The following is a 22,344-nucleotide window of genomic DNA, read 5'->3' as shown; positions in this document are numbered from 1 at the left end:
GCCCGAGGCCCTGCCGAACGGCAAGGGCGGCTGGCCAGCGGAGCAGGTTGCTGCCGAAAGGGCACAGTGCAAGGCGCTGCTCGCCGGCCTCGACCTCACCTACACGCCCGTCGATCCCACTGGTGAAGAGGGTGGCTGCGGTGCCCCCGCCCCCATCGAGATCAGCGCCGTGGCGGGGGTGAAGCTGAAACCCCCGGCGACCGAGACCTGCGCCATGGCAGCAGCACTTGCCGCCTGGGTGACCGAGGATGTGCAACCCGCAGCAAGGAAGCGCCTGGGCACCGAGGTGACGGAAATCCGCACCGCCACGTCCTATGCCTGCCGCCGGCGCAACAACGGTTCCTCCGGCAAGATGTCGGAGCACAGCAAGGCCAATGCGCTGGACATGTCCGGCTTCACCTTCGCCAAGACGGAAGGCGTGACGGTGGGCGGAAAGGACAACTGGGGCGACGGACTGCTGGGCGCCATCGGCCTGTCGAAGGGCGGCTCCTTCCTCGAGGATATCCGCAAGGCCGCCTGCACCCATTTCACCACCGTTCTCGGCCCCGGCTCCGACCCCTACCATGGCGACCACTTCCATGTGGACGTGCTGCAGCGCAAGGGTGATTACCGCATCTGCCAGTAGGGCATGGGTCGCTGGTTGCGCGCGTGGGTTTCCTCTTGTTAATGATCGGGGATGACACATCGCCCGCACGCCGCCTCCTCCGCCTTCCCCGCCCTTCGCATGCGCCGCAACCGCCGCACCGCCTGGTCGCGCGCGCTGGTGCGCGAAAACACGCTCACCGCCCATGACCTGATCTGGCCGGTCTTCGTAATCGAGGGAAAGAACCGCACCGAAGCCGTTGCCTCCATGCCGGGCGTTACCCGCTATTCGGTGGACCTGATCATCGACAAGGTGAAGGAAGCAGCCGACCTCGGCATTCCCGCCATCGCACTGTTTCCCAACACCCCGCGCGAACGCCGCACGGAGGATGCGCGCGAGGCCTTCAACGCCGACAACATCGTGTGCCAGGCGGTGCGCGCCATCCGCAAGGCGGTGCCTGAGATCGGCATCATGTGCGACGTCGCACTCGACCCCTACACGAGCCACGGCCATGACGGGCTGATGGAGGGCGATCACATCCTCAATGACGAAACGCTCGAAGCACTGGTGAAGCAGACGCTGGTGCAGGCGGAGTCGGGCTGCGACATCATCGCACCATCCGACATGATGGACGGCCGCATCGGCCGCATCCGCGCAGCGCTCGAAACACAAGGCCACGAGCATGTGCAGATCATGGCCTACAGCGCCAAATATGCGAGCGGCTTCTATGGCCCGTTCCGAGATGCGGTGGGCTCATCGGGCACGCTGAAGGGCGACAAGCGCACCTACCAGATGGACCCCGCCAACACCGACGAGGCGATCCGCGAGGTGGCGCTCGACATTGCCGAAGGCGCGGACATGGTGATGGTAAAGCCCGGCATGCCCTATCTCGACATCGTGCGCCGCGTGAAGGAGACCTTCATGGTGCCCACATTCGCCTATCAGGTGTCGGGCGAGTATGCGATGATCATGGCCGCCTGCAACAATGGCTGGCTCGACCCCAAGAAGGTGATCCCTGAAGCATTGATGAGCTTCAAGCGCGCGGGAGCGGATGGCATTCTCACCTATTTCGCCGTCGAAGTGGCGAAGGGATTGAAGGGCTGACGTTCACACTGGCTGGTAAACAATCATCATCGCCGGGCATGACACGGCGATCACGCTTATGATGGACGCAAAGAAGATGCCCGGGTCGAGCCCGGGCATGATGAACTCCTGGGAAAGCAGGGCTACTTCTTCTTGTCCAGGTTCTGGAACCTGGCGATGAGGCTCGATGTGTCCCACCTTCCGCCGCCGAGCTTCTGCACTTCGGCATAGAACTGGTCGACAAGGGCGGTGACGGGAAGCGGCGCGCCGTTGCGGCGCGATTCGTCAAAGCAGATCCCCAAGTCCTTGCGCATCCAGTCGGCGGCGAAGCCGAAGTCGAACTTGCCGGCGATCATCGTCTTGTGGCGGTTCTCCATCTGCCACGAACCCGCAGCACCCTTGGAGATCACCTCGATCACGTCTTCCATCGGCAGGCCCGCGCGCATGCCGAAGTTGACGGCTTCCGCCAGGCCCTGCACGAGACCGGCGATGGCGATCTGGTTGACCATCTTGGCGAGCTGGCCCGAACCGGCGGGCCCAAGCAGCTTGCGCATGCGCGAGAAATGCGTGATCAGCGGTTCAGCCTTTGCGTAATCTTCCGGGTCGCCGCCACACATCACGGTGAGCACGCCATTCTCGGCGCCCGCCTGCCCGCCCGAGACCGGCGCATCGACGAAGCCGAGGCCCTTTTCCTTGGCCACCGCATGAAGCTCGCGCGCCACGAGGGCGGAGGCCGTCGTGTGATCGATGAACACCGCACCCTTCTTCATGGTGTGGAAGCAGCCATCCGGGCCGGTCGTCACCTGGCGGAGGTCATCGTCGTTGCCGACGCAGGCGAAGACGAAATCGGCATCCCTGGCGGCTGCGGCCGGTGTCGGCGCGACCGGGCCCTTGAACGCCTCGGACCACTTAGCAGCTTTCGACGCGGTCCGGTTGTAAACCGTCACCGGCAACCCGCCACGTGTGACGAGATGCCCCGCCATCGGATAGCCCATGACGCCAAGACCGATCCACGCAACGCGCATTTGTCACTTCTCCCTGACTGCAGCCCGCTTCGTTAAGCCATCACCGGTGGAGAATCAACGCGCCAGCCCAGCGTGAGCCTTGCAAGGCATGGTGCGCGTGGCATTATATGGATATAGATGATTGACAGTTTTTACCGGAGCAGGCTGACGTGAGCATCGAGCGGCGGAACTTTCCGCAGTTCTTCATTACCGCCCCCTCGCCCTGCCCCTATCTTGCAGGACGGGTTGAGAGGAAGGTCTTCACACACCTCGTGGGCCATGACGCGCGCAGCCTCAACACGCAGCTGAGCCAGGGCGGATTCCGGCGAAGTCAGAACATTGCTTATCGGCCTGCCTGCGATGGTTGCGCCGCCTGCGTTTCGGTGCGCGTGCCGGTCAACACCTTCGAGATGACGCGCGGCTTCCGCCGGACGCAGAAACTCAATGCCGATGTCGAGCCCACGGTGGTGAAAAGCCAGGCGAGTTCCGAGCATTACTCGCTGTTCCGCGGCTACATCGACAGCCGCCACAGCGACGGCGGAATGGCCGAAATGACGGTGCTCGACTTCTCCGCTATGGTCGATGACAACTTCGTCGACAGCCGCTTGGTCGAATACCGCGTCAAGGACGTGATCGACCCGGCGGGCCGCCTGGTCGGCGCAGTGCTGATCGATATTCTCGGCGACGGCATTTCGATGATCTACAGTTTCTATGATCCCGAAGAGGCGGCACGCAGCCTCGGCACCTTGATGATCCTCGACAACATCGCACGCGTGCGACGCCTCGGCCTGCCCTATCTGTATCTTGGCTACTGGGTGCGCGGTTCGCGCAAGATGGACTACAAGTCGCGCTTCCTGCCGCAGGAGCGCTTGACAGCCGACGGCTGGACGTTGCATCGCACCAACGAGGCCTGAACGACTGTTGCAAATGGTAAACAAATTCTATATTTCAATTTTTAGACAGTACTTCAACCCAAGGCATTGTACGGCGGCCCGACGTTAAGCCTGCTGCCGTTTCTGTTACGTAGTTTCAACGAGCCTGTGGCATGATGCCTTGGCAGTGCAGGGGGCATGGTTTGCAGTCTTTCCGCGGGTTCTGAACCCGTCGGGCAGGTTCGCAAGACCCGCTTCCTCCGATGAGGAGAAAGAGCCTTCCAATGACCGACCGACGCTGCACGATGTCGCAATCCATGACCACCGCGAGTGTGTTGACCTTGGGGAAGAATTGGGCTTGTGTAGAGCTGAGTGTTGCGTCTAGCTGTGTGCCTTAATGCCTTTTGATTCCTCGCCATCGAACCGCCATATTGGCGCTGCCTTATTGTTGACGGCCTGCGGTGGTCTGCTGTTCACTTTCGACCTGCCCTTGCTCCGCCTTTCGATGGCGGATCAGTGGACGATGGTCTTTGTGCGCGGATTGCTGCTGTTTGCCACCCTATCCTGCGGTTGGCTGGTGGCCCGCATGTTGGGCGACCGCGCGCCCTTCCTCGCGGGCGCCGCCGGCATTGCCGTCGCCATCACCAGCACCATTGGCAACATTTCCTACATCGGCGCGGTGGTGCATGCGCCCGCCGCCAATGTGGTGTTCCTGATCGCACTCACGCCCGTCATCGCGGCTTCGCTGTCGCATCTCGTGCTGGGCGAGAAGGTGCATGCCTATACCTGGAGCGCCACCATTCTCGCGCTGTGTGGCGCCGCCCTCATCACGTCTCAGGGCATCGACAGCGGCCACTGGGTTGGCGATGCGCTGGCCATGACCTCCGCCTTCTGCTCCGCCACCATCCTCACCATCATTCGCGCCACCGGCAGCAAGGTGGCCACCAGCCTGGCACTGGGCAGCCTCGCGTCCTCGATCATCGCCCTCACCTTCTTCACCATCGTGCCCTCCACATTGCTTGGCACCGGGGCCTTTGGCCTGCCCACGCTTTTATGGCTTGGCCTCAATGGCCTCATCGTCATGCCGCTGGCCACCGTGCTTCTGGCCCGCGGGCCCCGGCTCTTGCCCTCGGCAGATGTCAGCATGTTCTTCATGATGGAAACGATCCTGACCCCGATCTGGACGTGGATGCTGTTCGCCGAGGTGCCCACGCCCCGCGTCCTGCTCGGCGGACTGCTGCTGATCGTGACATTGCTCGCGCATAGCTGGTGGCGACTGGCGGTTTCGCTGCGCAAAGTGGTGCCCGTGCCCGCTGAGGGCAAATAATTTCCGGGTCACCTGCAATCGTTTAGAATTGCGATAGAAGATCTACCATATAATTGAGTTGACGCAGCGTCGACTTTGGTCGATCATTCAACCAGCTTGACCTGCAAGGCTGTCCCAAGCAGCCAATCCTGGGTTCCAGGATCCTTTGTCTTGAAGTGTCGAGGTGAGTTGTATGTATGCGTTGAATGTAGGCCTACAGGGCGTGCAGCCCCTCAGTGCCGAAACCGGTCTCGCAGATCCGTTGCGCACCGTGATGGCGATTTCCACGCTGATTCAAGCTGGCGCGGAACAGGGCCTCAGCTTCAACATCTCGACCGATTTTGCCGGCCTAGCCCGTGAGCGCCGACGCCTTCGCAATTCCGAAGTCTCCCCCATGTTCGACCCGCAAGCCTGCCGCAGCCTCTCGGAGCGCGGCTTCTGGATGTCGCTGATCGACAGGGATGGCAACACGGTGGGCCTGCAGGCCTTCCGGCTCGATGATGCCGACCCGAACCTCGCTGAATGGGTGCTGGGCTGGATGATGGGCCTTTACGCCCGCCGCCGCGAAATGATCGTGCCGCGCGCCGTCATGCCGCCGGAGCATTCGCTGTCGCACTTGATCCGTGGACGGATCGTCTATCATGGCGAGTTGTGGATCGACAAACACTGCAAGGTGGGATTCCCCGTCTTCCCGCGCATCGGCATGTTGCTGGCCATGGTGAAGTGGCAGCCGGAGGCGATCTGGGCACTTACCGGCCAGTCGATGGCAACCCGCGGCCACATGGTGCGCATGGGCTATGGCCACCTCGAGCAGAGCTTCCTGACATGGGAATGGGAACCCGATGGCGCCGAGCAGGCCGAGTGGATCGGCGTCGCGCTGCGCCGCCACCTCGAGTTCTCGATCGCCGAACTCTCCGCGACCTCGCCTACAGAGGCGAAATATCAACCTCTGCAAGCTCAGTGACGACGCGCACGCCCTTGCGGCTGCGGCCCTGGATGAGCGGCAGCACGACGCGCTGGTAAGGCACCCACACCACATCGCCCCGCGCCGAGGCCATGGCCGCATAGATGTGGTCGTAATGGGGCTCGCCCGAACGCGTCACCTGCGGATAGGCGCGGCTCACCGCCTCATCATAGGAATGGCCGATCAGGCAGGGATAGGACACCGGGTTCAATCCCCACAGCTTGGCAATGGTCGACTGCGGCCCGACACGCGCCACGCGGTAGCGCTGCGATGAAGGATCATAAGCACAGTCGATCGACACATCTTCGCTTGCCGCATTGTCACGCAGAGCCTTCAGCAGCACCGGCGGCACGTCGCGGCGCCACTCCTCGGCCTTGTGGATGTAGACGGTCTGCGAGAGGTGGACATCGCTCTTGTGAATGAGGTGATGGATGCGGTCGGCGGCGGTCCATGGCTGTTCGTGGCGCTCGTTGAACCAGCCCGCTGAATAATACTGGAGATGATAGGGTCCGAAGGCGCCCTGCAGCCACTCGGCGGCAAAGAACAGCGAGGCCCAGTTGCGCGAGAACATGCTCCAGCGAATGGTGACGCCCTGTTCGCCCTCGGTGATCTTCACGAAGCCAGTTCGCTGCAGCAGGTCCCGCTCCTCCATGGGAGACAAGCTGTCCGCTCCTGCGGGCAGTGGCGCAATGCGACCATCCAACACCCAGTGAATGCACGTTGCCATGGCTCTGTCCCGGCCCCCCTTCCCAATCTGGAAGGCGGATGATACCGCGACGGAGCTTAATTCAACCTTAGCGAGAGCAAGCGCTTGCGCGGCTAGTCGAGGGTCACCCGGTAGCGACTGATCGCAACAGCGACGACGACGACCAGCATCAGCGCCAGCACCGCAAGCTCCTCCGACATCTGTGCCGCCGTGGCGCCCTTGAGCATCAGCCCACGCACGATCCGCAGGAAATGCGTCGCTGGAATGCATTCTCCGATCGCCTGCGCCCAGTCCGGCATGCCGCGGAACGGGAAGGCGAAGCCCGACAGCAGGATCGACGGCAGCATGAAGAAGAACGACATCTGCATCGCCTGCAACTGGTTCTGCGCCAGCGTCGAGAAGGCAAAACCAATGGCGAGGTTGATGGTGATGAACAGCAGTGTCGCCACCGCGAACAGCCCGAACGAGCCGACGAAGGGAACACCGAACAGAAGCCTCGCCATGATGACGATCACCGCCACCTGCACCGCACCGATCAGGACATAGGGCGCGATCTTGCCGATCATGACCTCGATGGGTTTCACCGGCATGGCGAGCAGGTTCTCCATCGTGCCGCGCTCACGCTCGCGCGTCACCGCGAGGGCCGTCATCATGACCATTGTCATGGTGAGGATGACGCCGAGCAGGCCCGGCACGATGTTATAGCGCGTGATGCCTTCGGGGTTGTAGCGCTTGTGCAGCAAGATCTCGACGGGGGCATCCTTCGGGCGCTGTGAAGCAAGTGGACCCTTCAAATCGCGCGCCAGCGTCTGGTTCACGGCCTGCGTCACGGCGTTCATGGCGGGGCCCGTCGTCGCCGGGTCCGTGGCGTCGGCCTCGACCGCGATCTGCGGGTTTTCACCGCGAATGAGCTTCCTGGTGAGATCGGCAGGGATGGTGATGACGAACTGCACGTCGCCGCGCTGCAGCAGGGCATCGGCCTCGGCTTCCGTGGCCGCTTCCTTCGTGATCGTGAAATAGCCAGTGTTGCCGATCGCAGCGACGAGGCTGCGCGAGAGCTCCGAATGCTCGGAGACGAGCACCGCCGTGGGCAGTCCCTTGGGGTCGGCGTTGATCGCAAAGCCGAACAGCACCAGCTGCACGATGGGCACGATGAACATCATCGCAAAGGTAAGCCTGTCGCGCCGCAGCTGCAGCGCCTCCTTGATGAACATGGCCCAGAGGCGTGCGAAGAAATTGATCACGCGGCCTCCATGTTGTCTGTCGCCTGCCCCATGAGGTGGATGAACACATCCTCCAGCGTCGGCTGCGCATCCTCCCAGATGATTCCGCGATCGCGGAACGCTGCAACGGCGCGCCACAGCGCCTCGCGGTCCGGTCCGCAGACATGCAGCGTGGTGCCGAAGGCCGCGGCAGCAGTAACGCCCGGAATATCACGAAGCTCAGGTGCCAGGCGGTCCGCCCCCGGGCCGATGGCGACGAGTGCGGAAAGGCCCGAGGCCTTGATGATTTCGTCTGCCGTGCCGCGCGCCATCAGCTTGCCATAGGCGATGTAGGCGATCTCGTGGCAGCGTTCGGCCTCGTCCATGTAGTGCGTCGAGACCAGAACGGTAATGCCCTGCGCGGCAAGCGCGTGGATCTCGTCCCAGAAGGCACGGCGGGCCTTGGGGTCGACACCAGCGGTCGGCTCATCGAGCAGCAGCAGCTTCGGTTCGTGGAGCACGCAGGCCGCAAGCGCCAGGCGCTGCTTCCAGCCGCCGGAGAGCGCACCCGTCAGCTGATGCTGGCGCGTCGCGAGGCCCAACCTCTCGAGCGAGCGGTCCACCACCTCGCGCAGGTTCTTGAGCCGGTAGATGCGACCGACGAACTCGAGGTTCTGGCGGATCGTCAGGTCCTCATAGAGGCCGAAGCGCTGGGTCATGTAGCCCGCCTGCGCCTTCACCGCGTCACGCTCGGTGATGATGTCGTGGCCGAGGCAGGTGCCGTCGCCGCCATCAGGCGTCAGCAAGCCACAGATCATGCGCAGCGTCGTCGTCTTGCCCGAGCCATTGGGGCCGAGGAAGCCGCAGATGCGTCCTGGCATGATGCGCAAGTCGACGTGATCGACGACGGTGCGCGTGCCATAGCGCTTCACCAGTCCCTTCACGTCAATGGCAGGCGTGGTCATTGCAGCGGCTCCACCTCGATGGGAAGGCCGGGCCGCAGCTGCGCGTCCGTCGCATCGGGCCTGGCCTCCACGAGATAGACGAGCTTGGCGCGCGCCGCTTCGGAATAGATGACGGGCGGCGTGTATTCCGGCTGGTTCGCGACATGGCTGATGACGGCCGTCTTGAAGCCATCGCAGCCGTCGCACCGGAACTGGATGGTGCGGCCTGGCTGCGCCTGCGCCAGCACCGTTTCCGGCACGAAGAAGCGCAGCGTGACGTCGGATGGTTTCAGCAGTGAAACGACGGGCTGCCCGGCGGCCACCCATTCGCCTGCCTTGAAGAACACGTCCTCCACCTTGGCATCGGCAGGAGCAACGGGCGAGAGGTCGGAGAGCTTCGCCTTGGCCAGCGCCAGCTGCGCTTCGGCTTCCGAGACGCGCGATGTTGCGGCATCGATTTCGGGGCCACGGGCGGGAAGGCTCGCCACCTGCTCCGAGGCCTTCAGCTCGATCAGACGCTGCTCATAGAGGTTTACCTGCTCCTGCGCCTGGTCGAGGCGGGACTGGGCCGCCGTGCCGGAACTTGTCAGCGTGGTCGCGCGCGTCAGCTCCTTCTGCGCAAGGCCGAGGCCTGCTTCCGCCTGCGCGATCTGGGCATGGATGACGTCAATCTCCTGCTTGCGCTTGCCGGTGAGGAGATTGTCACGCGTGGCCTTGGCGGTGGTCACCGCCGCTTCGGCGCGCGCCACTTCGGACGTGAGCTGTGCCGGATCGAGTGCGAACAACACGGTGCCCCGCTTCACCTCGTGTCCCTTCACCACGTCGACGCTGACGAGGCGGCCCGCCTGCGGCGCACCCACCAGCGTCGTCTCGCCTTCGACATAGCCGAGGTAATTGAACTGTCCAGGCGGCTGCGGCAGCCAGCGCTCGCGGAACATGAAGGCGGTGACGGCCAGCGCCACGATGATGATGGGAAGGATGAGCCGTTTCACGATTGGATGCCCTTCAGAAAAATGTCGGCGTGCTGTGCCGCGTAAGCCTCGATGTCCAGCGTCTCGGCGCCGATGGGTTCGAGCACCGTCTTCCAGATCACGGCGAGCAGCATCGGGCCGATCATCGCCTTGGCGGCGAAGGCGGCGTCGATGTCGCGGAACTCGCCCGAAGCGATGCCGCGGCGGATCAGCCCCTCGAACAGCGGCAGGCCCTGCCCGACCACGCTTTCGAGATAGAGCTGGCCCACCTCAGGATGAGCCCTGCTCTCGGAGATCACGATCTTGACGAGTTCGGGGAAACGCGTGTGGCGGACTTGGCCCCCGAGGAAGGCAAGAATGGTGGCAATCAGCGGCGACACCGGCCCCTGGTGGGCCTCCACGATGCCCTTGGCGACGGAGATGTTTGCCCCCGCCATCTCGGTCACCAGCGCCTTCAGCAGCGCCGTCTTGTCCTTGAAATAGAGATAGACCCCCGCCTTGCTGAGCCCTGCCCGGGCCGCGACGTCGTCCATCCGGGTGGCGGAAAAACCTTTCTCGGCAAAGAGTTCGAGCGCCGCGGCGAGGATTTCCGCAGGCCGTTCCTCGGGGCGGCGAGGTTTTCCGATTGTTACTGACCGGTTAGTCATAATCGATATCTAGTGTTTGGCTGCAAAGGAGTCAAGAACCCGACCTGGATTTGCTGCCACCCGGCATCAGAACCGCTGAAATGAAGTTCGTAACGATTGATTTTGGGATTCCGGTAGCACCTCACTACCCCTGTAGCTGTCACCCTAGAGTGCCACTCCTCGGCCATTTAAAGGGCTTCAGGCGCCGCATTGCCCTTCCCCCCGCTTCATCATGCCCGGACTTGTCCCGGGCATCTTTTGCGCGGCGCCAAATAGGATCGCCGGGTCACGCCCGGCGATGATGAACAATGTGTGGAAACTGATGGGGGATCCCGCCCCCGCCTCAGCCGAACTTGTTCCGCGACGGAAAGCCCTTCGGCGGCAGGCGGCCGGCCTGGGCGCGTTCGCCGACCCATTCCTTGAGATCGGTGACCACGAAGTTGCGGCCCGAACTATCGGTCCAGGTGAGGCCTTCCTTGAGCTTGAAGGCACGGGCATCACTCAGGCCACCATCCTTGAACTTCTGCAGGCGCACGCCCTTGCCGCGCGCCATCTCCGGCACTTCGGCCAGCTTGAAGATGATCATCTTGCGATTCTCGCCAATGGTGGCGATGTGGGTGGCATCCTCCGGCACCACGACGCAGACGCAGGCCTCGACCGGCGCCTTGACGTTCAGCACCTGCTTGCCCTTGCGGGTGTTGGCCACGCAATCGTCTTCCGGAACGATGAAGCCGTCGCCCTCGGTGGAGGCCAGAAGGCGCCTGGTTCCCGGCACATGCACGAAGAGCGAGACGATCGAGTCCGCCGCATCGAGATCGCACATCAGGCGCACCGGTTCGCCATGGCCGCGGCCGCCCGGCAGCTTGCCAACCTCGAGCGTGAAGAACTTGCCGGAGGAGGAGAACAGCATCACCTTGTCGGTGGACATGGCGTGGAAGGTGAACTCCCCCTTGTCGCCGTCCTTGTAGGTAAGGCCGGAGACGTCCTCCATGTGGCCCTTCATGGTGCGGATCCAGCCCTTCTCGGAGCAGACCACCGTGACGGGCTCCTTCTCGATCATCGACTGCTCGAGTTCGAGGTCGATCTCGGGGGCTTCCGAAAAATCGGTGCGACGGCGACCGAGCGGCGTCTTCTTGGAGAATTTCTCCTTCACCGCCTTGATCTCTTCCGAGATCGTGGCCCACTGCTCTTCATCCGACTTCAGCAGCGCGTTCAGCGCCTTCTGTTCCTTGGTGAGCTTCTGGTGCTCGCCACGGATTTCCATTTCCTCCAGCTTGCGAAGCGCGCGCAGCCGCATGTTGAGGATGGCCTCGGCCTGATTATCTGTGAGCTTGAAGCGCGCCATCAGCGCGGGCTTCGGCTCATCCTCCTCGCGGATGATGCGGATTACCTCGTCGAGGTTGAGATAGGCGACGAGATATCCTTCGAGGATCTCGAGGCGGCGGGCGATTTCGCCCAGGCGGAAGTTGGAACGGCGGACCAGCACGTCCTTGCGGTGGTCCAGCCACTCGCGCAGCACCTGCCGGAGGCTCATCACCTTCGGCACCTTGCCGTGGCTCAGCACGTTCATGTTGAGCGGGATGCGGGCTTCGAGTTCCGTGTTGCGGAACATCTGCTCCATCATCAGCGTCGGGTCCACCGTTCGGTTCTTCGGCTCCAGCACGACGCGCACGTCCTCGGCGGATTCATCGCGCACGTCGTTGAGCAGCGGCAGCTTCTTGGCGGTCAGGAGCTCGGCGATCTTCTCGATCAGCCGACTCTTCTGCACGAGATACGGAATCTCGGTGACGACGATCTGCCACATGCCGCGCGGCAGTTCCTCAACGCTCCAGCGGGCACGCACGCGGAAGCCGCCGCGGCCGGTCCGGTAGGCTTCGAGGATCGAAGCGCGATCATCGATGATGATGCCCCCCGTGGGGAAGTCAGGCCCCTGCACCAGCGTGGCGATCTTCTCGTCCGTGGCGTTGGGCGTCTTGATGAGGTGAAGTGCCGCGTCACAAAGCTCGGCCGCATTGTGCGGCGGGATGGAGGTCGCCATGCCCACCGCGATGCCGGTTGATCCGTTGGCCAGCAGATTGGGGAAGGCGCCCGGCAGCACCACGGGCTCCTGCACGGAGCCATCATAGTTGGGGCGGAAGTCGACCGTGTCTTCGTCGAGGCCTTCAAGGAGGAGCTTCGCCACCTCCGTCATGCGGGCTTCGGTGTAGCGGTAGGCGGCGGCGGAATCGCCATCGATGTTGCCGAAGTTGCCCTGCCCGTCGACCAGTGGATAGCGCGACGAGAAGTCCTGGGCCAAGCGCACCAGCGCGTCATAGATCGACTGGTCGCCATGCGGGTGATAGCCACCCATCACGTCGCCGACGATCTTGGCGGATTTCTTGAAGGCCGTGTTGGGATCAAGCCGCAGGATCTGCATCACGTGCAGCAGGCGGCGGTGAACCGGCTTCAGGCCGTCGCGCACGTCGGGCAGCGCGCGGTGCATGATGGTGGACAGCGCATAAGCGAGATAGCGCTCTTCCAGCGCTTCCTTCAGGTCGATCTTCTGGATGTCCTTCGGGCCTTCGGGCGGGGGAACGTGCTTGCTCATGATTCGGGGCTTATAGCATTTTCAGAAACGGGAATTGGGCGCGGCCGCTGTTTAGCCCACAGCGGCGGCGATGGCGAACGGAAAGTGAACGATGTTCTCAATGTCCTCTCCCGCAGAGCGGGAGAGGAACGGGCCCCAACGAAGTTGGGGGAGGAGAGGGGAAGTGGACACTGACTGCGCCACGCAACTTTCCCTCATCTCCCCGTTGCATTCCGCAACGGGTCCCTTCTTCTCCCGCTGAAGAAGCGGGAGAAGACGTAAGGCTCACACCCTTGCGACCGAGACCTTCACGATGGGCTTCTTGCCCCATGTCAGGTCCGCCGCGCGGCGCACGGCGGTGCGGATGGTTTCGGCCAGCTGGTTCACGTCCTTGCGGCGGGGCTTGGGCGTGGAGCCAAAGGCGCGCTCTGCCGCATCCATCAGATCGCCATCGAGGCCGGCGGGAATGCCGTCGGTGATAAGTTCGATGTCGGCGGCGAGCTCCGCCTTGGCGTCGATCACCACCGAAACGAAAATGATGCCAACGTGGGAGAGCTTGCGGCGCTGCTTGGCCGGACCATCCTCGGCGGGAACGATGAGGCGGCCGTCGACGTGAAGCCGCCCGCAGGGTGCCTCGTCGATGTCCGCCAGCGGGCCGGGAGCGAGCCTGATGATGGCGCCGTCCTGCGGGATCAGCACGTCACGAATGCCCTTCGACTCGGCGAACAGCTTGTGGGCGCGCAAATGGCGCGGCTCGCCATGCATGGGGATCAGCGCCTTCGGCTTCACCCAGTCATAGAGCGTTGCGAGTTCGCCCTGGCGCGGATGACCGGAGGAATGCACGAGGTCGTCGTCGCCCGTCACCATGTCGATGTCGAGGCGCGCGAGGTTGTTAAGAACGCGGCTCACTTCCTTCTCGTTGCCCGGAATGGTCTTGGACGAGAAGATCACGAGGTCGCCCGGATCGAGCGAGATGTGCGGGTGCTCGTCCTCGGCGATGCGGGCGATGGCCGCGCGCGCCTCGCCCTGGCTGCCGGTGCACAGCAGCATCACCTTGTCGGGCGGCAGGTAGCCGAATTCTTCCTGGTCGAGCAGGCGACCGGCATCGTTCAGCATGCCGCAGAGGCGTGCGGCCTCGATGGTGTTGCGCATGGCGCGGCCGGCGATGACCACCTCGCGGCCCGTGGCGCGCGCCGCGCGGATCGCCGTGGCGATGCGGTCCAGGTGCGAAGCGAAGGTGGTGATGGCGACGCGGCCCGTGGCCTGCTTGACGATCTCGGTGATGCGTTCGGCCACGTCCTTCTCAGAGGGCGAATGGCCTTCGCGCAGCACGTTGGTGGAATCGCAGACCAGCACGTCCACGCCCTTCGCACCGATCTCGCGCAGGCGCTTTTCGTCCATGCCCTGGCCCAGCACCGGGGTGCGGTCGATCTTCCAGTCGCCCGAGTGCAGCACCCTGCCCTGATCCGTCTCGATCAGCAGCGCGGTGGGTTCCGGGATCGAATGGGTGACGGAGACCATTTCGAGGCCGAAGGGGCCGAGCTTGAACCTGGAACCGACCGGCATGACCTTCACCGGCACCTGCTCGTCGAGGCCAGCTTCCTTCAGCTTCAGCGCCAGGATCTGCGCAGCAAAGGGCGTGCAGTAGACGGGGCACTGGAGCTGGGGCCAGAGCCAGGCAACCGCGCCGAGGTGATCCTCATGCGCATGGGTGAGCACAAGGCCATGGAGGCGCGACCTCTCGGCGGTGATGAAGCCGACGTCGGGCAGCACCACGTCGATGCCGGGGTCCGACTCCTCGCCGAATTTGACGCCGAGGTCGACCATCAGCCAGTGCCGGTCATCCGCGGGACCTGCGCCATAGACATAGCAGTTCATGCCGATCTCGCCGGTGCCGCCAAGCGGCAGGAAGACCAGTTCACTGGGGAGTTGGGCTCTGCGCCGCGCGTTCATGCGTGTTTCCGCCTTAAGTCTTCGAGTTCGGCGAAGGAGACTTCGCCGGAGTGAATGGGGGTGAGTGATCCGTCTTCTGCCGCGAGCACCAGCGCGCCATCGGCGGCCAGCTCCCTGAAGGTTCCGATGAGTTGCCTGGCTCCGGTGGTCGCCGTGACGTTGCCGCCGAGGCCAAGCGCGCGAGACGCCCAGTCGGCGCGGGTGGCGGCGAAGCCCCTGCCCTCGTCCCACTGCGCGAGGCGGCGGGTGAGGCTGGCGTCGAGTTCCGCCAGCACGCTGGCGACGGCAAGGCCAGCACCCAGCGCCGTGACGGGATAGGGCGTTCCCTCCGGTGCGTGGGCGATGTTGACGCCGCAGCCGATGGCGATGCGGGTGGGGTTCTCGCCCACCACCTCCGGCAGCACGCCGCAGAACTTGGCACCGGCGACAAGGACGTCATTCGGCCACTTGATGCGGGGGCTCAGTTCAGGCCGCAGTGCCATGACCGTATCATGTACCGCCAGCGCGGCCACGAAGCTCACCTGTGCCGCTGCGTGAGGGCCTTCGGTGATGAAAAACAGGAAGGTGGCATAGAGATTGCCTGGCTCGCTCACCCAGCTTCGCCCGAGGCGGCCGCGGCCCAGCGTCTGCTCATCCGCCACAAGCCAGAGAGGCCCGCGCTCGCCGTCCTGGGCAAGCCTGCGGGCCTCGATATTGGTGGAATCGATCCGGTCGAAGTGGCGGACCGGATGTCCCGTGGCCAGTATCAATAGAAGGACTTGGCCGCCGCCGCTGCCACCGCGATGACGGGGCTGGCGATCCACGGGAGGACGAAGAGCAGCGTGAAGGCGCCCGAGGCATAGGCGATGAGCTTCACCTCACCATCCATCGGCTCGAAGGCCTCCTTCGGCTCGTCGAAGTACATGATCTTCACCACACGGAGGTAGTAATAGGCACCCACCACGGAGGTGACGACGCCGATCACCGCGAGCGCGTAAAGACCAGCCTTCACCGCCGCGAGGAACACGAAGTACTTGGCGAAGAAGCCAGCGAGCGGCGGAATGCCCGCCATCGAGAACATCAGCATGGCGAAGACAAAGGCCAGGCCCTTGTTGTTGCGCGACAGGCCCGCGAGATCGCTGATCTCTTCCACCATGTAGCCCTTGCGGCGCATGGAAAGGATGCAGGCAAAGGAGCCGAGCGTCATGATCATGTAGATGATCATGTAGACGACGACGCCCTGGACGCCCTCCTGCGTGCCGGCCGCGAGGCCCACCAGCGCATAGCCCATGTTGGCGATGGAGGAATAGGCCAGCAGGCGCTTGATGTTGGTCTGGCCGATGGCCGCGAAGGCGCCGAGCGCCATGGAGGCAATCGACAGGAAGATGATGATCTGGCCCCAGGCGGGCTGGATGGCGCCGAAGGCGTCCATCATGGTGCGGGTAAACAGCGCCATGGCGGCAACCTTGGGGGCCGCCGCGAAGAAGGCGGTCACGGGCGTAGGCGCGCCCTCATAGACATCCGGCGTCCACATGTGGAAAGGCACGGCGGAAATCTTGAAGGCGAGGCCGGCGATCACGAAGACGAGACCGAAGACCGCGCCCAGCGTGGCGCCATTGCTGGTGAGGTAAGCGGCGATGCCGGGGAACTCGGTGGTGCCGGTGAAGCCATAGACCAGCGAGGCGCCGTAGAGCAGCATGCCCGAGGACAGCGCACCCAGCACGAAATACTTGAGGCCGGCTTCGGACGCCCTGGCCGAGTCACGGTTGATGGCGGCGAGCACATAGAGCGAGAGCGACTGGAGCTCGAGGCCCATGTAGAGGGCGATCAAATTATTGGCCGAGATCATCAGCATCATGCCGATGGTGGCGAGCAGGATGAGGATGGGATACTCGAAGCGCTGCGAGCCGTCGCGCTTCATGAAGCTGACCGACAGGACGAGTGCGGCGGCGGAGCCGAACAGCGCCAGCACCTTCATGACCCTGGCGAAGGTATCAACCATCAGCGCGCCGTGGAAGGCCAGCGCCTGGTGGTCTGGCGCGAAGATGACCAGCAGTGCCGTGATGGCGAGGGCAATCAGCGCGCCCAGCGTCACCATGTCGGAGGCATCCGACTTGCGGAAGACGCCGAGCATGAGCAGCGCCAGCGTCAGGATCGCCAGCACGATTTCCGGAAGGGCGGCTACGGCATCGGCCTGTTGGAGAAGCCACATGGGTCGATTGTCCTTACTGCAGCGCGGCAGTCGCCAGCAGGTGTGCTGCGGCGGCGGCCTCGTTCAACGGCTTGATGATGCTTTCGACCGAGGGGCCGAAGAGGTTCAGGATCGGCGCCGGATAGACGCCGAAGAAGATGGTGAGCACGACCAGCGGCAGGAGCGTTGCCAGTTCGCGCGGCGTCATGTCGGGCAGGTGCATCAGCGCGGGCTTCGTCAGCTTGCCGAACACCACGCGGCGATAGAGCCACAATGCGTAGGCGGCTGACAGGATGACGCCGGTGGTGGCGAAGAAGGCAACCCATGTGCTGGCATGGAAGGCGCCCATCAGCGACAGGAACTCACCGATGAAGCCGGACGTTCCGGGCAGGCCCACATTGGCCATGGTGAAGACCATGAAGATGCAGGCATAGAGCGGCATGCGGTTGACCAGCCCACCATAGGCCGCGATCTCGCGCGTGTGCATGCGGTCATAGACGACACCAACGCAGAGGAAGAGCGCTCCCGACACGAGGCCGTGGCTGATCATCTGGAACATGGCGCCGTCGATGCCCTGGCGGTTCAGCGCGAAGATGCCCATGGTCACGAAGCCCATGTGGGCGACGGAGGAATAGGCAATCAGCTTCTTCATGTCCTCCTGCATCAGCGCCACCAGCGAGGTGTAGATGATGGCGATGACCGAGAGGACGAACACGAAGTCCTGGAAGTAGACCGAGGCATCCGGGAACATGGGCAGAGAGAAGCGCAGGAAGCCGTAACCACCCATCTTCAGGAGGATGGCCGCGAGGATCACGGAACCGGCGGTCGGCGCCTCGACGTGGGCATCGGGAAGCCAGGTGTGCACCGGCCACATCGGCATCTTCACCGCGAAGGAGGCGAAGAAGGCGAGCCACAGCCACTTCTGGGCCTCCGGCGTAAAGCCGGGGTGGGCCAGAAGCTGCGTGATGTCGGTCGTGCCGCTCGTCCAGTACATGTAGATGATGGCGAGCAGCATGAGCACCGAGCCCAGCAGCGTATAGAGGAAGAACTTGAAGCTGGCGTAGACGCGGCGCGGGCCGCCCCAGATGCCGATGATCAGGAACATCGGGATCAGGCCTGCCTCGAAGAACAGGTAGAACAGCACGATATCGAGCGAGCAGAACACGCCGATCATCAGCGTTTCCAGCACGAGGAAGGCGATCATGTATTCCTTGACCCGCTTCGTGACGTGCCACGAGGCGAGGATGCAGATCGGCATCAGGAAGGTTGTGAGGATCACGAAGGGCATGGAGATGCCGTCGACGCCCAGCTTGTAGGAGGCCGTCGAGCCGAGCCAGGAGTGTTCCTCGACGAACTGGAAGCCCGCCGCGTTGGAATCAAAGCCCGTCCAGATCAGCAGCGAAACCAGGAAGGTGAACAGCGTGGTCCAGAAGGCGCCCCAGCGCACGTTGCGCAGCGCCGTCTCGTCCTCACCCCTCACCATCAGGATGAAAAGAACGCCGAGAAGCGGCAGGAAGGTGATGACCGAGAGAATGGGCCAGCTCATCAGTGTGCGCCCCCGAACAGGAACCAGGATGTCAATGCGGCGACACCAATCATCATGGCGAAGGCATAGTGATAGAGATAGCCGGTCTGCAGCCGCACGACGCCGCGCGTCACGTCATTGACCACGGAGGACACGCCATCGGGGCCGAAGCCGTCGATGATGAAGCCGTCGCCCTTCTTCCACAGGAAGCGGCCGAGCCACATGGTGGGACGCACGAAGATGAAATCATAGAGCTCGTCGAAGTACCACTTGTTGAGCAGGAACTTGTAGAGCGGCTGGTGCTGCTCTGCGAGGCGCTTGGGGATCGACGTGTCGCGGATATAGAAGACCCAGGCGACGACGAAGCCCAGCACCATGGCCACGAAGGGCGACCACTTGACGAGGGACGGAACCGCACCCTCGTGTTCCATCTCTTCCATCACCGGGCCATTCGCCAGCGACGTGCCCCAGAATTCCTTGAAGTAGTGGCCGATGAAATAGTCCTTGAACACGAAGCCAGCGAACAGCGCGCCCGCTGCCAGCACGAAGAGCGGGATGAGCATCACCATCGGGCTCTCGTGCACATGCTCCATCACCTCATGGCTGGCGCGCGGCTTGCCGTTGAAGGTCATGAAGGTGAGACGCCAGGAGTAGAAGGAGGTGAAGATCGCGGCGATGATGAGCGCCCAGAAGGCGAAGCCCGAACCTGCCACATAGGCGGCCTCGATGATCGCATCCTTGGAGAAGAAGCCCGAGGTATAGGGGAAGCCGGTGAGCGCCAGGTTGCCGATCACCATCATGGCGAAGGTGATCTTGATGTAGGGGCCGAGGCCTCCCATCTTGCGCATGTCCTGCTCGCCCGAGACGGCGTGGATGACGGAGCCCGCCGAAAGGAACAGAAGCGCCTTGAAGAAGGCATGCGTGAAGAGGTGGAACACGCCCGCGCCATAGGCACCCACGCCGAGCGCCACGAACATGTAGCCGAGCTGCGAACAGGTCGAATAGGCGATGACGCGCTTGATGTCGTTCTGCACCAAGCCGACCGAGGCCGCGAAGAAGGCGGTGATGGCGCCGATGACGACGACGAATTCCTTGGCGTGCGGGGCGAGTTCGAACATCGGCGACAGACGGGCGACCATGAAGACGCCGGCCGTCACCATGGTGGCGGCATGGATGAGGGCGGAGACGGGCGTCGGGCCTTCCATGGCGTCCGGCAACCACGTGTGCAGCAGGAATTGAGCCGACTTGCCCATGGCGCCCATGAAGAGGAGCAGGCAGAGGACCGTCAGCGTATCAGGAGCCCAAGCGAGGAACTGCATCGGCTTGCCGGCCATGGCGGGTGCCGCGGCGAAGATCGTGTCGAAGTCGACGGTCTGAAAGACGAGGAAGACGCCGAAGATGCCGAGCGCGAAGCCGAAGTCGCCCACGCGGTTGACGATGAAGGCCTTCATGGCGGCGGCGCAGGCGCTGTCGCGCTGGTACCAGAAGCCGATGAGCAGGTAGGACGCGAGGCCGACACCTTCCCAGCCGAAGAACATCTGGACGAGGTTGTCGGCCGTCACCAGCATGAGCATGGCGAAGGTGAAGAGCGAGAGATAGGCGAAGAAGCGCGGCTGCGACTCGTCATGGCTCATGTAGCCGAGCGAGTATACGTGAACGAGGGCAGACACCGTGTTCACCACCACCAGCATGACGGCAGTGAGCGTGTCGACGCGGATCATCCAGTTTGCCGACAGTGCCCCGGAGTTGATCCAGTGCAGTACTTCGATCTTCTCGACGCGCGGCTCATGCAGGAAGCCGGCGAAGACATACCAGGACAGCACGGCGCAGAGGCAAAGCAGTGCGGTGGTCAGGTACATCGGCCACTTGGGGCCGTCAGAGTGGCCGTGATGGCCGTGGTCGTCGTCATGGGCGTGGGCAGCATGGTGATCGTCATGCGCATGGGCATGGTGTTCGCCATAGACCTCGGAGTCCTTGCCAAGCTCGCGGAACAGCTTGGTGCCGAAGAGACCGGCAATCAGCGCGCCGATCAGCGGCAGGAAGACGATGGCGGAAAGGACGGTGTTCATGATTATTCCCGTCAGCCCTTCATGAGATTGATGTCTTCAACCGCGATGGTGCCGCGGTTGCGGAAATAGGTGACGAGGATGGCAAGCCCGATGGCCGCTTCGCCCGCCGCCACGGTCAGCACCAGCAGCGCGAAGACCTGGCCGACGAGATCGCCGAGGAATGTCGAGAAGGCCACGAGGTTGATGTTGACCGAGAGCAGGATGAGTTCCACCGACATCAGGATGACGATGACGTTCTTGCGGTTCAGGAAGATGCCGAAGATGCCAACCGTGAAGATGATGGCAGCGACCGTGAGATACTGCGAGAGACCGATTTCCATGGTTCAGATCCCCTGCCCCGGCTTGACCTTGATGACCTCGACGGCCGTGGCCGGGGTGCGGGCCACCTGCACGGAGATGTTCTGGCGCTTGACGCCTTCCTTGTGGCGCAGTGTCAGCACGATGGCGCCGACCATGGCGACCAGCAGCACGAGACCTGCCGCCTGGAAGTAGAAGAAGAAGTCGGTGTAGAGCACGCGGCCCAGCGCCTCGGTGTTGGTGACACCTTCAGGGAGTGGTGCCACGCGCGACTTGAGGCTTCCCGGGCTGATCACCCAGCCGCCCACCGCGAGCGCCAGTTCAACGAGCACGATCAGTCCGATCACGCCGCCGATCGGCAGGTAGTTCAGCATGCCCTGCCGGAGTTCCACGAAGTCGACGTCGAGCATCATGACGACGAAGAGGAACAGCACGGCGACGGCGCCGACATAGACGACGACCAGGATCATCGCCAGGAACTCCGCCCCCAGCAGCACAAAGAGGCCGGCGGCGTTGAAGAAGCACAGGATGAGGAAGAGAACCGAGTGAACCGGGTTCCTCGCCGAGATGACCATGACCGCGGAGGCAACCGCGATGGCCGAGAAGAGGTAGAAGAACAATGCGGCGACCATCATGGGCTCCTTCAGCGGTAGGGCGCGTCGATCGCGATGTTGCGCGCGATCTCGCGTTCCCAGCGGTCACCGTTGGCCAAGAGCTTCTCCTTATCATAGAGCAGCTCTTCGCGGGTTTCGGTGGCGAATTCGAAATTGGGTCCGAGCACGATGGCATCGACCGGGCAGGCTTCCTGGCAGAAGCCGCAATAGATGCACTTCACCATGTCGATGTCATAGCGCGTGGTGCGCCTGGTGCCATCATTGCGGCGGGGGCCGGCCTCGATGGTGATGGCGAGTGCCGGGCAGACGGCTTCGCACAGCTTGCAGGCGATGCAGCGCTCTTCACCGCTCGGATAGCGGCGCAGCGCATGCTCGCCGCGGAAGCGTGGCGACACGGCGCCTTTCTCGTTGGGATAGTTGATCGTCGCCTTGGGCGCGAAGAAGTAGCGCATCGACAGCACGGTGGCGTCGAGGAACTCCTTCAGGAACAGCGAGCGGGCAGCTTGTGCGAGTTTCATGCGTGTTTCACCCGAACATTTTCATGCGGCTGCCGAGCAGGAAGCCCAGCACCGGCAGGAGGACAAGGCTCTGGAACTTGACCAGCGCCATGATGGTGGCGGGGCTGACGCCCTGCGACTGCGTGATCTTCGCCTTCTCATAGCGCCAGCGCAGAGAGGGATAGATGGACCGGCTGACCAGCGCCACCTCGGCAAGGCCGATGATGGCGAAGACCAGTGCGCCGACGACGGCCCCGATCATGGCGCCCACCCGAAGCCGACGAGCACGGCGGCCACCAGCACCACGTAGAAGATCGAGATCGGCAGGAACACCTTCCAGCCCAGGCGCATCAGCTGGTCATAGCGGTAGCGCGGCACGAAGGCCTTCACCA

At 63.4% G+C, this 22,344-nt stretch carries 22 protein-coding genes; 5 read left to right on the top strand and 17 right to left on the bottom strand.

Going from position 1 to position 22,344, the window contains the following annotated elements; all coding sequences use genetic code 11:
• On the top strand, window positions 1-625 hold a 625-nt coding region (locus WCJ41_RS14905), incomplete at its 5' end, for an extensin family protein (protein WP_336906622.1).
• 51 nt (window positions 626-676) lie between these two features.
• The gene (gene hemB / locus WCJ41_RS14900; RefSeq protein WP_336906621.1) at window positions 677-1,687 is read left to right on the top strand and encodes a porphobilinogen synthase; all 1,011 of its coding nucleotides are present in this window, start codon (window positions 677-679) and stop codon (window positions 1,685-1,687) included.
• A gap of 122 nt (window positions 1,688-1,809) precedes the next feature.
• Here the strand turns inward: hemB and WCJ41_RS14895 are convergent, their stop codons facing one another.
• The gene (locus WCJ41_RS14895; protein WP_336906620.1) at window positions 1,810-2,691 is read right to left on the bottom strand and encodes an NAD(P)-dependent oxidoreductase; all 882 of its coding nucleotides are present in this window, start codon (window positions 2,689-2,691) and stop codon (window positions 1,810-1,812) included.
• 149 nt (window positions 2,692-2,840) lie between these two features.
• Here WCJ41_RS14895 and WCJ41_RS14890 point away from each other — a divergent pair, with 149 nt between their 5' ends.
• The 3 genes from WCJ41_RS14890 to WCJ41_RS14880 all read left to right on the top strand — a co-directional run bounded on the left by WCJ41_RS14890 (window position 2,841) and on the right by WCJ41_RS14880 (window position 5,812).
• Window positions 2,841-3,584, top strand: coding sequence for an arginyltransferase (locus WCJ41_RS14890; RefSeq protein ID WP_336906619.1), 744 nt, complete (start codon window positions 2,841-2,843; stop codon window positions 3,582-3,584).
• 403 nt (window positions 3,585-3,987) lie between these two features.
• Window positions 3,988-4,869, top strand: coding sequence for a DMT family transporter (locus tag WCJ41_RS14885; RefSeq protein WP_336906618.1), 882 nt, complete (start codon window positions 3,988-3,990; stop codon window positions 4,867-4,869).
• Window positions 4,870-5,041: 172 nt separating this feature from the next.
• Window positions 5,042-5,812: a hypothetical protein gene (locus WCJ41_RS14880; protein ID WP_336906617.1), complete on the top strand. Its 771-nt coding sequence runs from the start codon at window positions 5,042-5,044 to the stop codon at window positions 5,810-5,812.
• Here the strand turns inward: WCJ41_RS14880 and WCJ41_RS14875 are convergent.
• The 16 genes from WCJ41_RS14875 to WCJ41_RS14800 form a co-directional block, all read right to left on the bottom strand.
• Window positions 5,775-6,539: a hypothetical protein gene (locus tag WCJ41_RS14875; RefSeq protein WP_336906616.1), complete on the bottom strand. Its 765-nt coding sequence runs from the start codon at window positions 6,537-6,539 to the stop codon at window positions 5,775-5,777. The two genes, WCJ41_RS14880 and WCJ41_RS14875, sit on opposite strands and share 38 nt — an antisense overlap.
• 92 nt (window positions 6,540-6,631) lie before the next feature.
• The gene (locus WCJ41_RS14870) at window positions 6,632-7,762 is read right to left on the bottom strand and encodes an ABC transporter permease (RefSeq protein WP_336906615.1); all 1,131 of its coding nucleotides are present in this window, start codon (window positions 7,760-7,762) and stop codon (window positions 6,632-6,634) included.
• The gene (locus tag WCJ41_RS14865; protein ID WP_336906614.1) at window positions 7,759-8,685 is read right to left on the bottom strand and encodes an ABC transporter ATP-binding protein; all 927 of its coding nucleotides are present in this window, start codon (window positions 8,683-8,685) and stop codon (window positions 7,759-7,761) included. The genes WCJ41_RS14870 and WCJ41_RS14865 overlap by 4 nt, the downstream gene beginning before the upstream one ends.
• Window positions 8,682-9,656, bottom strand: coding sequence for an HlyD family efflux transporter periplasmic adaptor subunit (locus WCJ41_RS14860; RefSeq protein ID WP_336906613.1), 975 nt, complete (start codon window positions 9,654-9,656; stop codon window positions 8,682-8,684). Before WCJ41_RS14860 ends, WCJ41_RS14865 begins: the two co-directional genes overlap by 4 nt.
• Window positions 9,653-10,282 (bottom strand): TetR/AcrR family transcriptional regulator, encoded by a 630-nt coding sequence (locus WCJ41_RS14855; protein WP_336906612.1) that lies wholly within the window; start codon window positions 10,280-10,282, stop codon window positions 9,653-9,655. The genes WCJ41_RS14860 and WCJ41_RS14855 overlap by 4 nt, the downstream gene beginning before the upstream one ends.
• A 322-nt stretch (window positions 10,283-10,604) precedes the next feature.
• Complete coding sequence (gene parC / locus WCJ41_RS14850) at window positions 10,605-12,848, bottom strand: DNA topoisomerase IV subunit A (protein WP_336906611.1); 2,244 nt, start codon at window positions 12,846-12,848, stop codon at window positions 10,605-10,607.
• Window positions 12,849-13,112: 264 nt separating this feature from the next.
• Window positions 13,113-14,780, bottom strand: coding sequence for a ribonuclease J (locus WCJ41_RS14845; protein ID WP_336906610.1), 1,668 nt, complete (start codon window positions 14,778-14,780; stop codon window positions 13,113-13,115).
• Window positions 14,777-15,529, bottom strand: coding sequence for a biotin--[acetyl-CoA-carboxylase] ligase (locus WCJ41_RS14840; RefSeq protein WP_336906609.1), 753 nt, complete (start codon window positions 15,527-15,529; stop codon window positions 14,777-14,779). Before WCJ41_RS14840 ends, WCJ41_RS14845 begins: the two co-directional genes overlap by 4 nt.
• Window positions 15,526-16,971 carry an NADH-quinone oxidoreductase subunit NuoN gene (gene nuoN / locus WCJ41_RS14835; RefSeq protein ID WP_336906608.1) on the bottom strand — a complete coding sequence of 482 codons (1,446 nt, stop codon included), beginning with the start codon at window positions 16,969-16,971 and terminating at the stop codon, window positions 15,526-15,528. The genes WCJ41_RS14840 and nuoN overlap by 4 nt, the downstream gene beginning before the upstream one ends.
• A gap of 13 nt (window positions 16,972-16,984) precedes the next feature.
• Window positions 16,985-18,499: an NADH-quinone oxidoreductase subunit M gene (locus tag WCJ41_RS14830; protein WP_336906624.1), complete on the bottom strand. Its 1,515-nt coding sequence runs from the start codon at window positions 18,497-18,499 to the stop codon at window positions 16,985-16,987.
• The gene (gene nuoL / locus WCJ41_RS14825; protein WP_336906607.1) at window positions 18,496-20,544 is read right to left on the bottom strand and encodes an NADH-quinone oxidoreductase subunit L; all 2,049 of its coding nucleotides are present in this window, start codon (window positions 20,542-20,544) and stop codon (window positions 18,496-18,498) included. The genes WCJ41_RS14830 and nuoL overlap by 4 nt, the downstream gene beginning before the upstream one ends.
• A gap of 11 nt (window positions 20,545-20,555) precedes the next feature.
• The gene (gene nuoK, locus WCJ41_RS14820; protein WP_336906606.1) at window positions 20,556-20,864 is read right to left on the bottom strand and encodes an NADH-quinone oxidoreductase subunit NuoK; all 309 of its coding nucleotides are present in this window, start codon (window positions 20,862-20,864) and stop codon (window positions 20,556-20,558) included.
• Window positions 20,865-20,867: 3 nt separating this feature from the next.
• The gene (locus WCJ41_RS14815) at window positions 20,868-21,476 is read right to left on the bottom strand and encodes an NADH-quinone oxidoreductase subunit J (protein ID WP_336906605.1); all 609 of its coding nucleotides are present in this window, start codon (window positions 21,474-21,476) and stop codon (window positions 20,868-20,870) included.
• A gap of 8 nt (window positions 21,477-21,484) precedes the next feature.
• Window positions 21,485-21,973, bottom strand: coding sequence for an NADH-quinone oxidoreductase subunit NuoI (nuoI, locus tag WCJ41_RS14810; RefSeq protein WP_336906604.1), 489 nt, complete (start codon window positions 21,971-21,973; stop codon window positions 21,485-21,487).
• Between the two features lie 7 nt (window positions 21,974-21,980).
• Window positions 21,981-22,214 (bottom strand): hypothetical protein, encoded by a 234-nt coding sequence (locus WCJ41_RS14805; protein WP_336906603.1) that lies wholly within the window; start codon window positions 22,212-22,214, stop codon window positions 21,981-21,983.
• Window positions 22,211-22,344, bottom strand: a 134-nt coding sequence (locus tag WCJ41_RS14800; protein ID WP_336906623.1) for an NADH-quinone oxidoreductase subunit H, incomplete at its 5' end; no start/stop codon positions are given. The genes WCJ41_RS14805 and WCJ41_RS14800, both read right to left, overlap by 4 nt.

The sequence above is a fragment of the Aestuariivirga sp. genome (assembly GCF_037139295.1).
GTDB lineage: Bacteria > Pseudomonadota > Alphaproteobacteria > Rhizobiales > Aestuariivirgaceae > Aestuariivirga.
The sequence above is the reverse complement of the archived record's forward strand: the minus strand, read 5'-3'. Positions and strand labels throughout refer to the sequence as shown.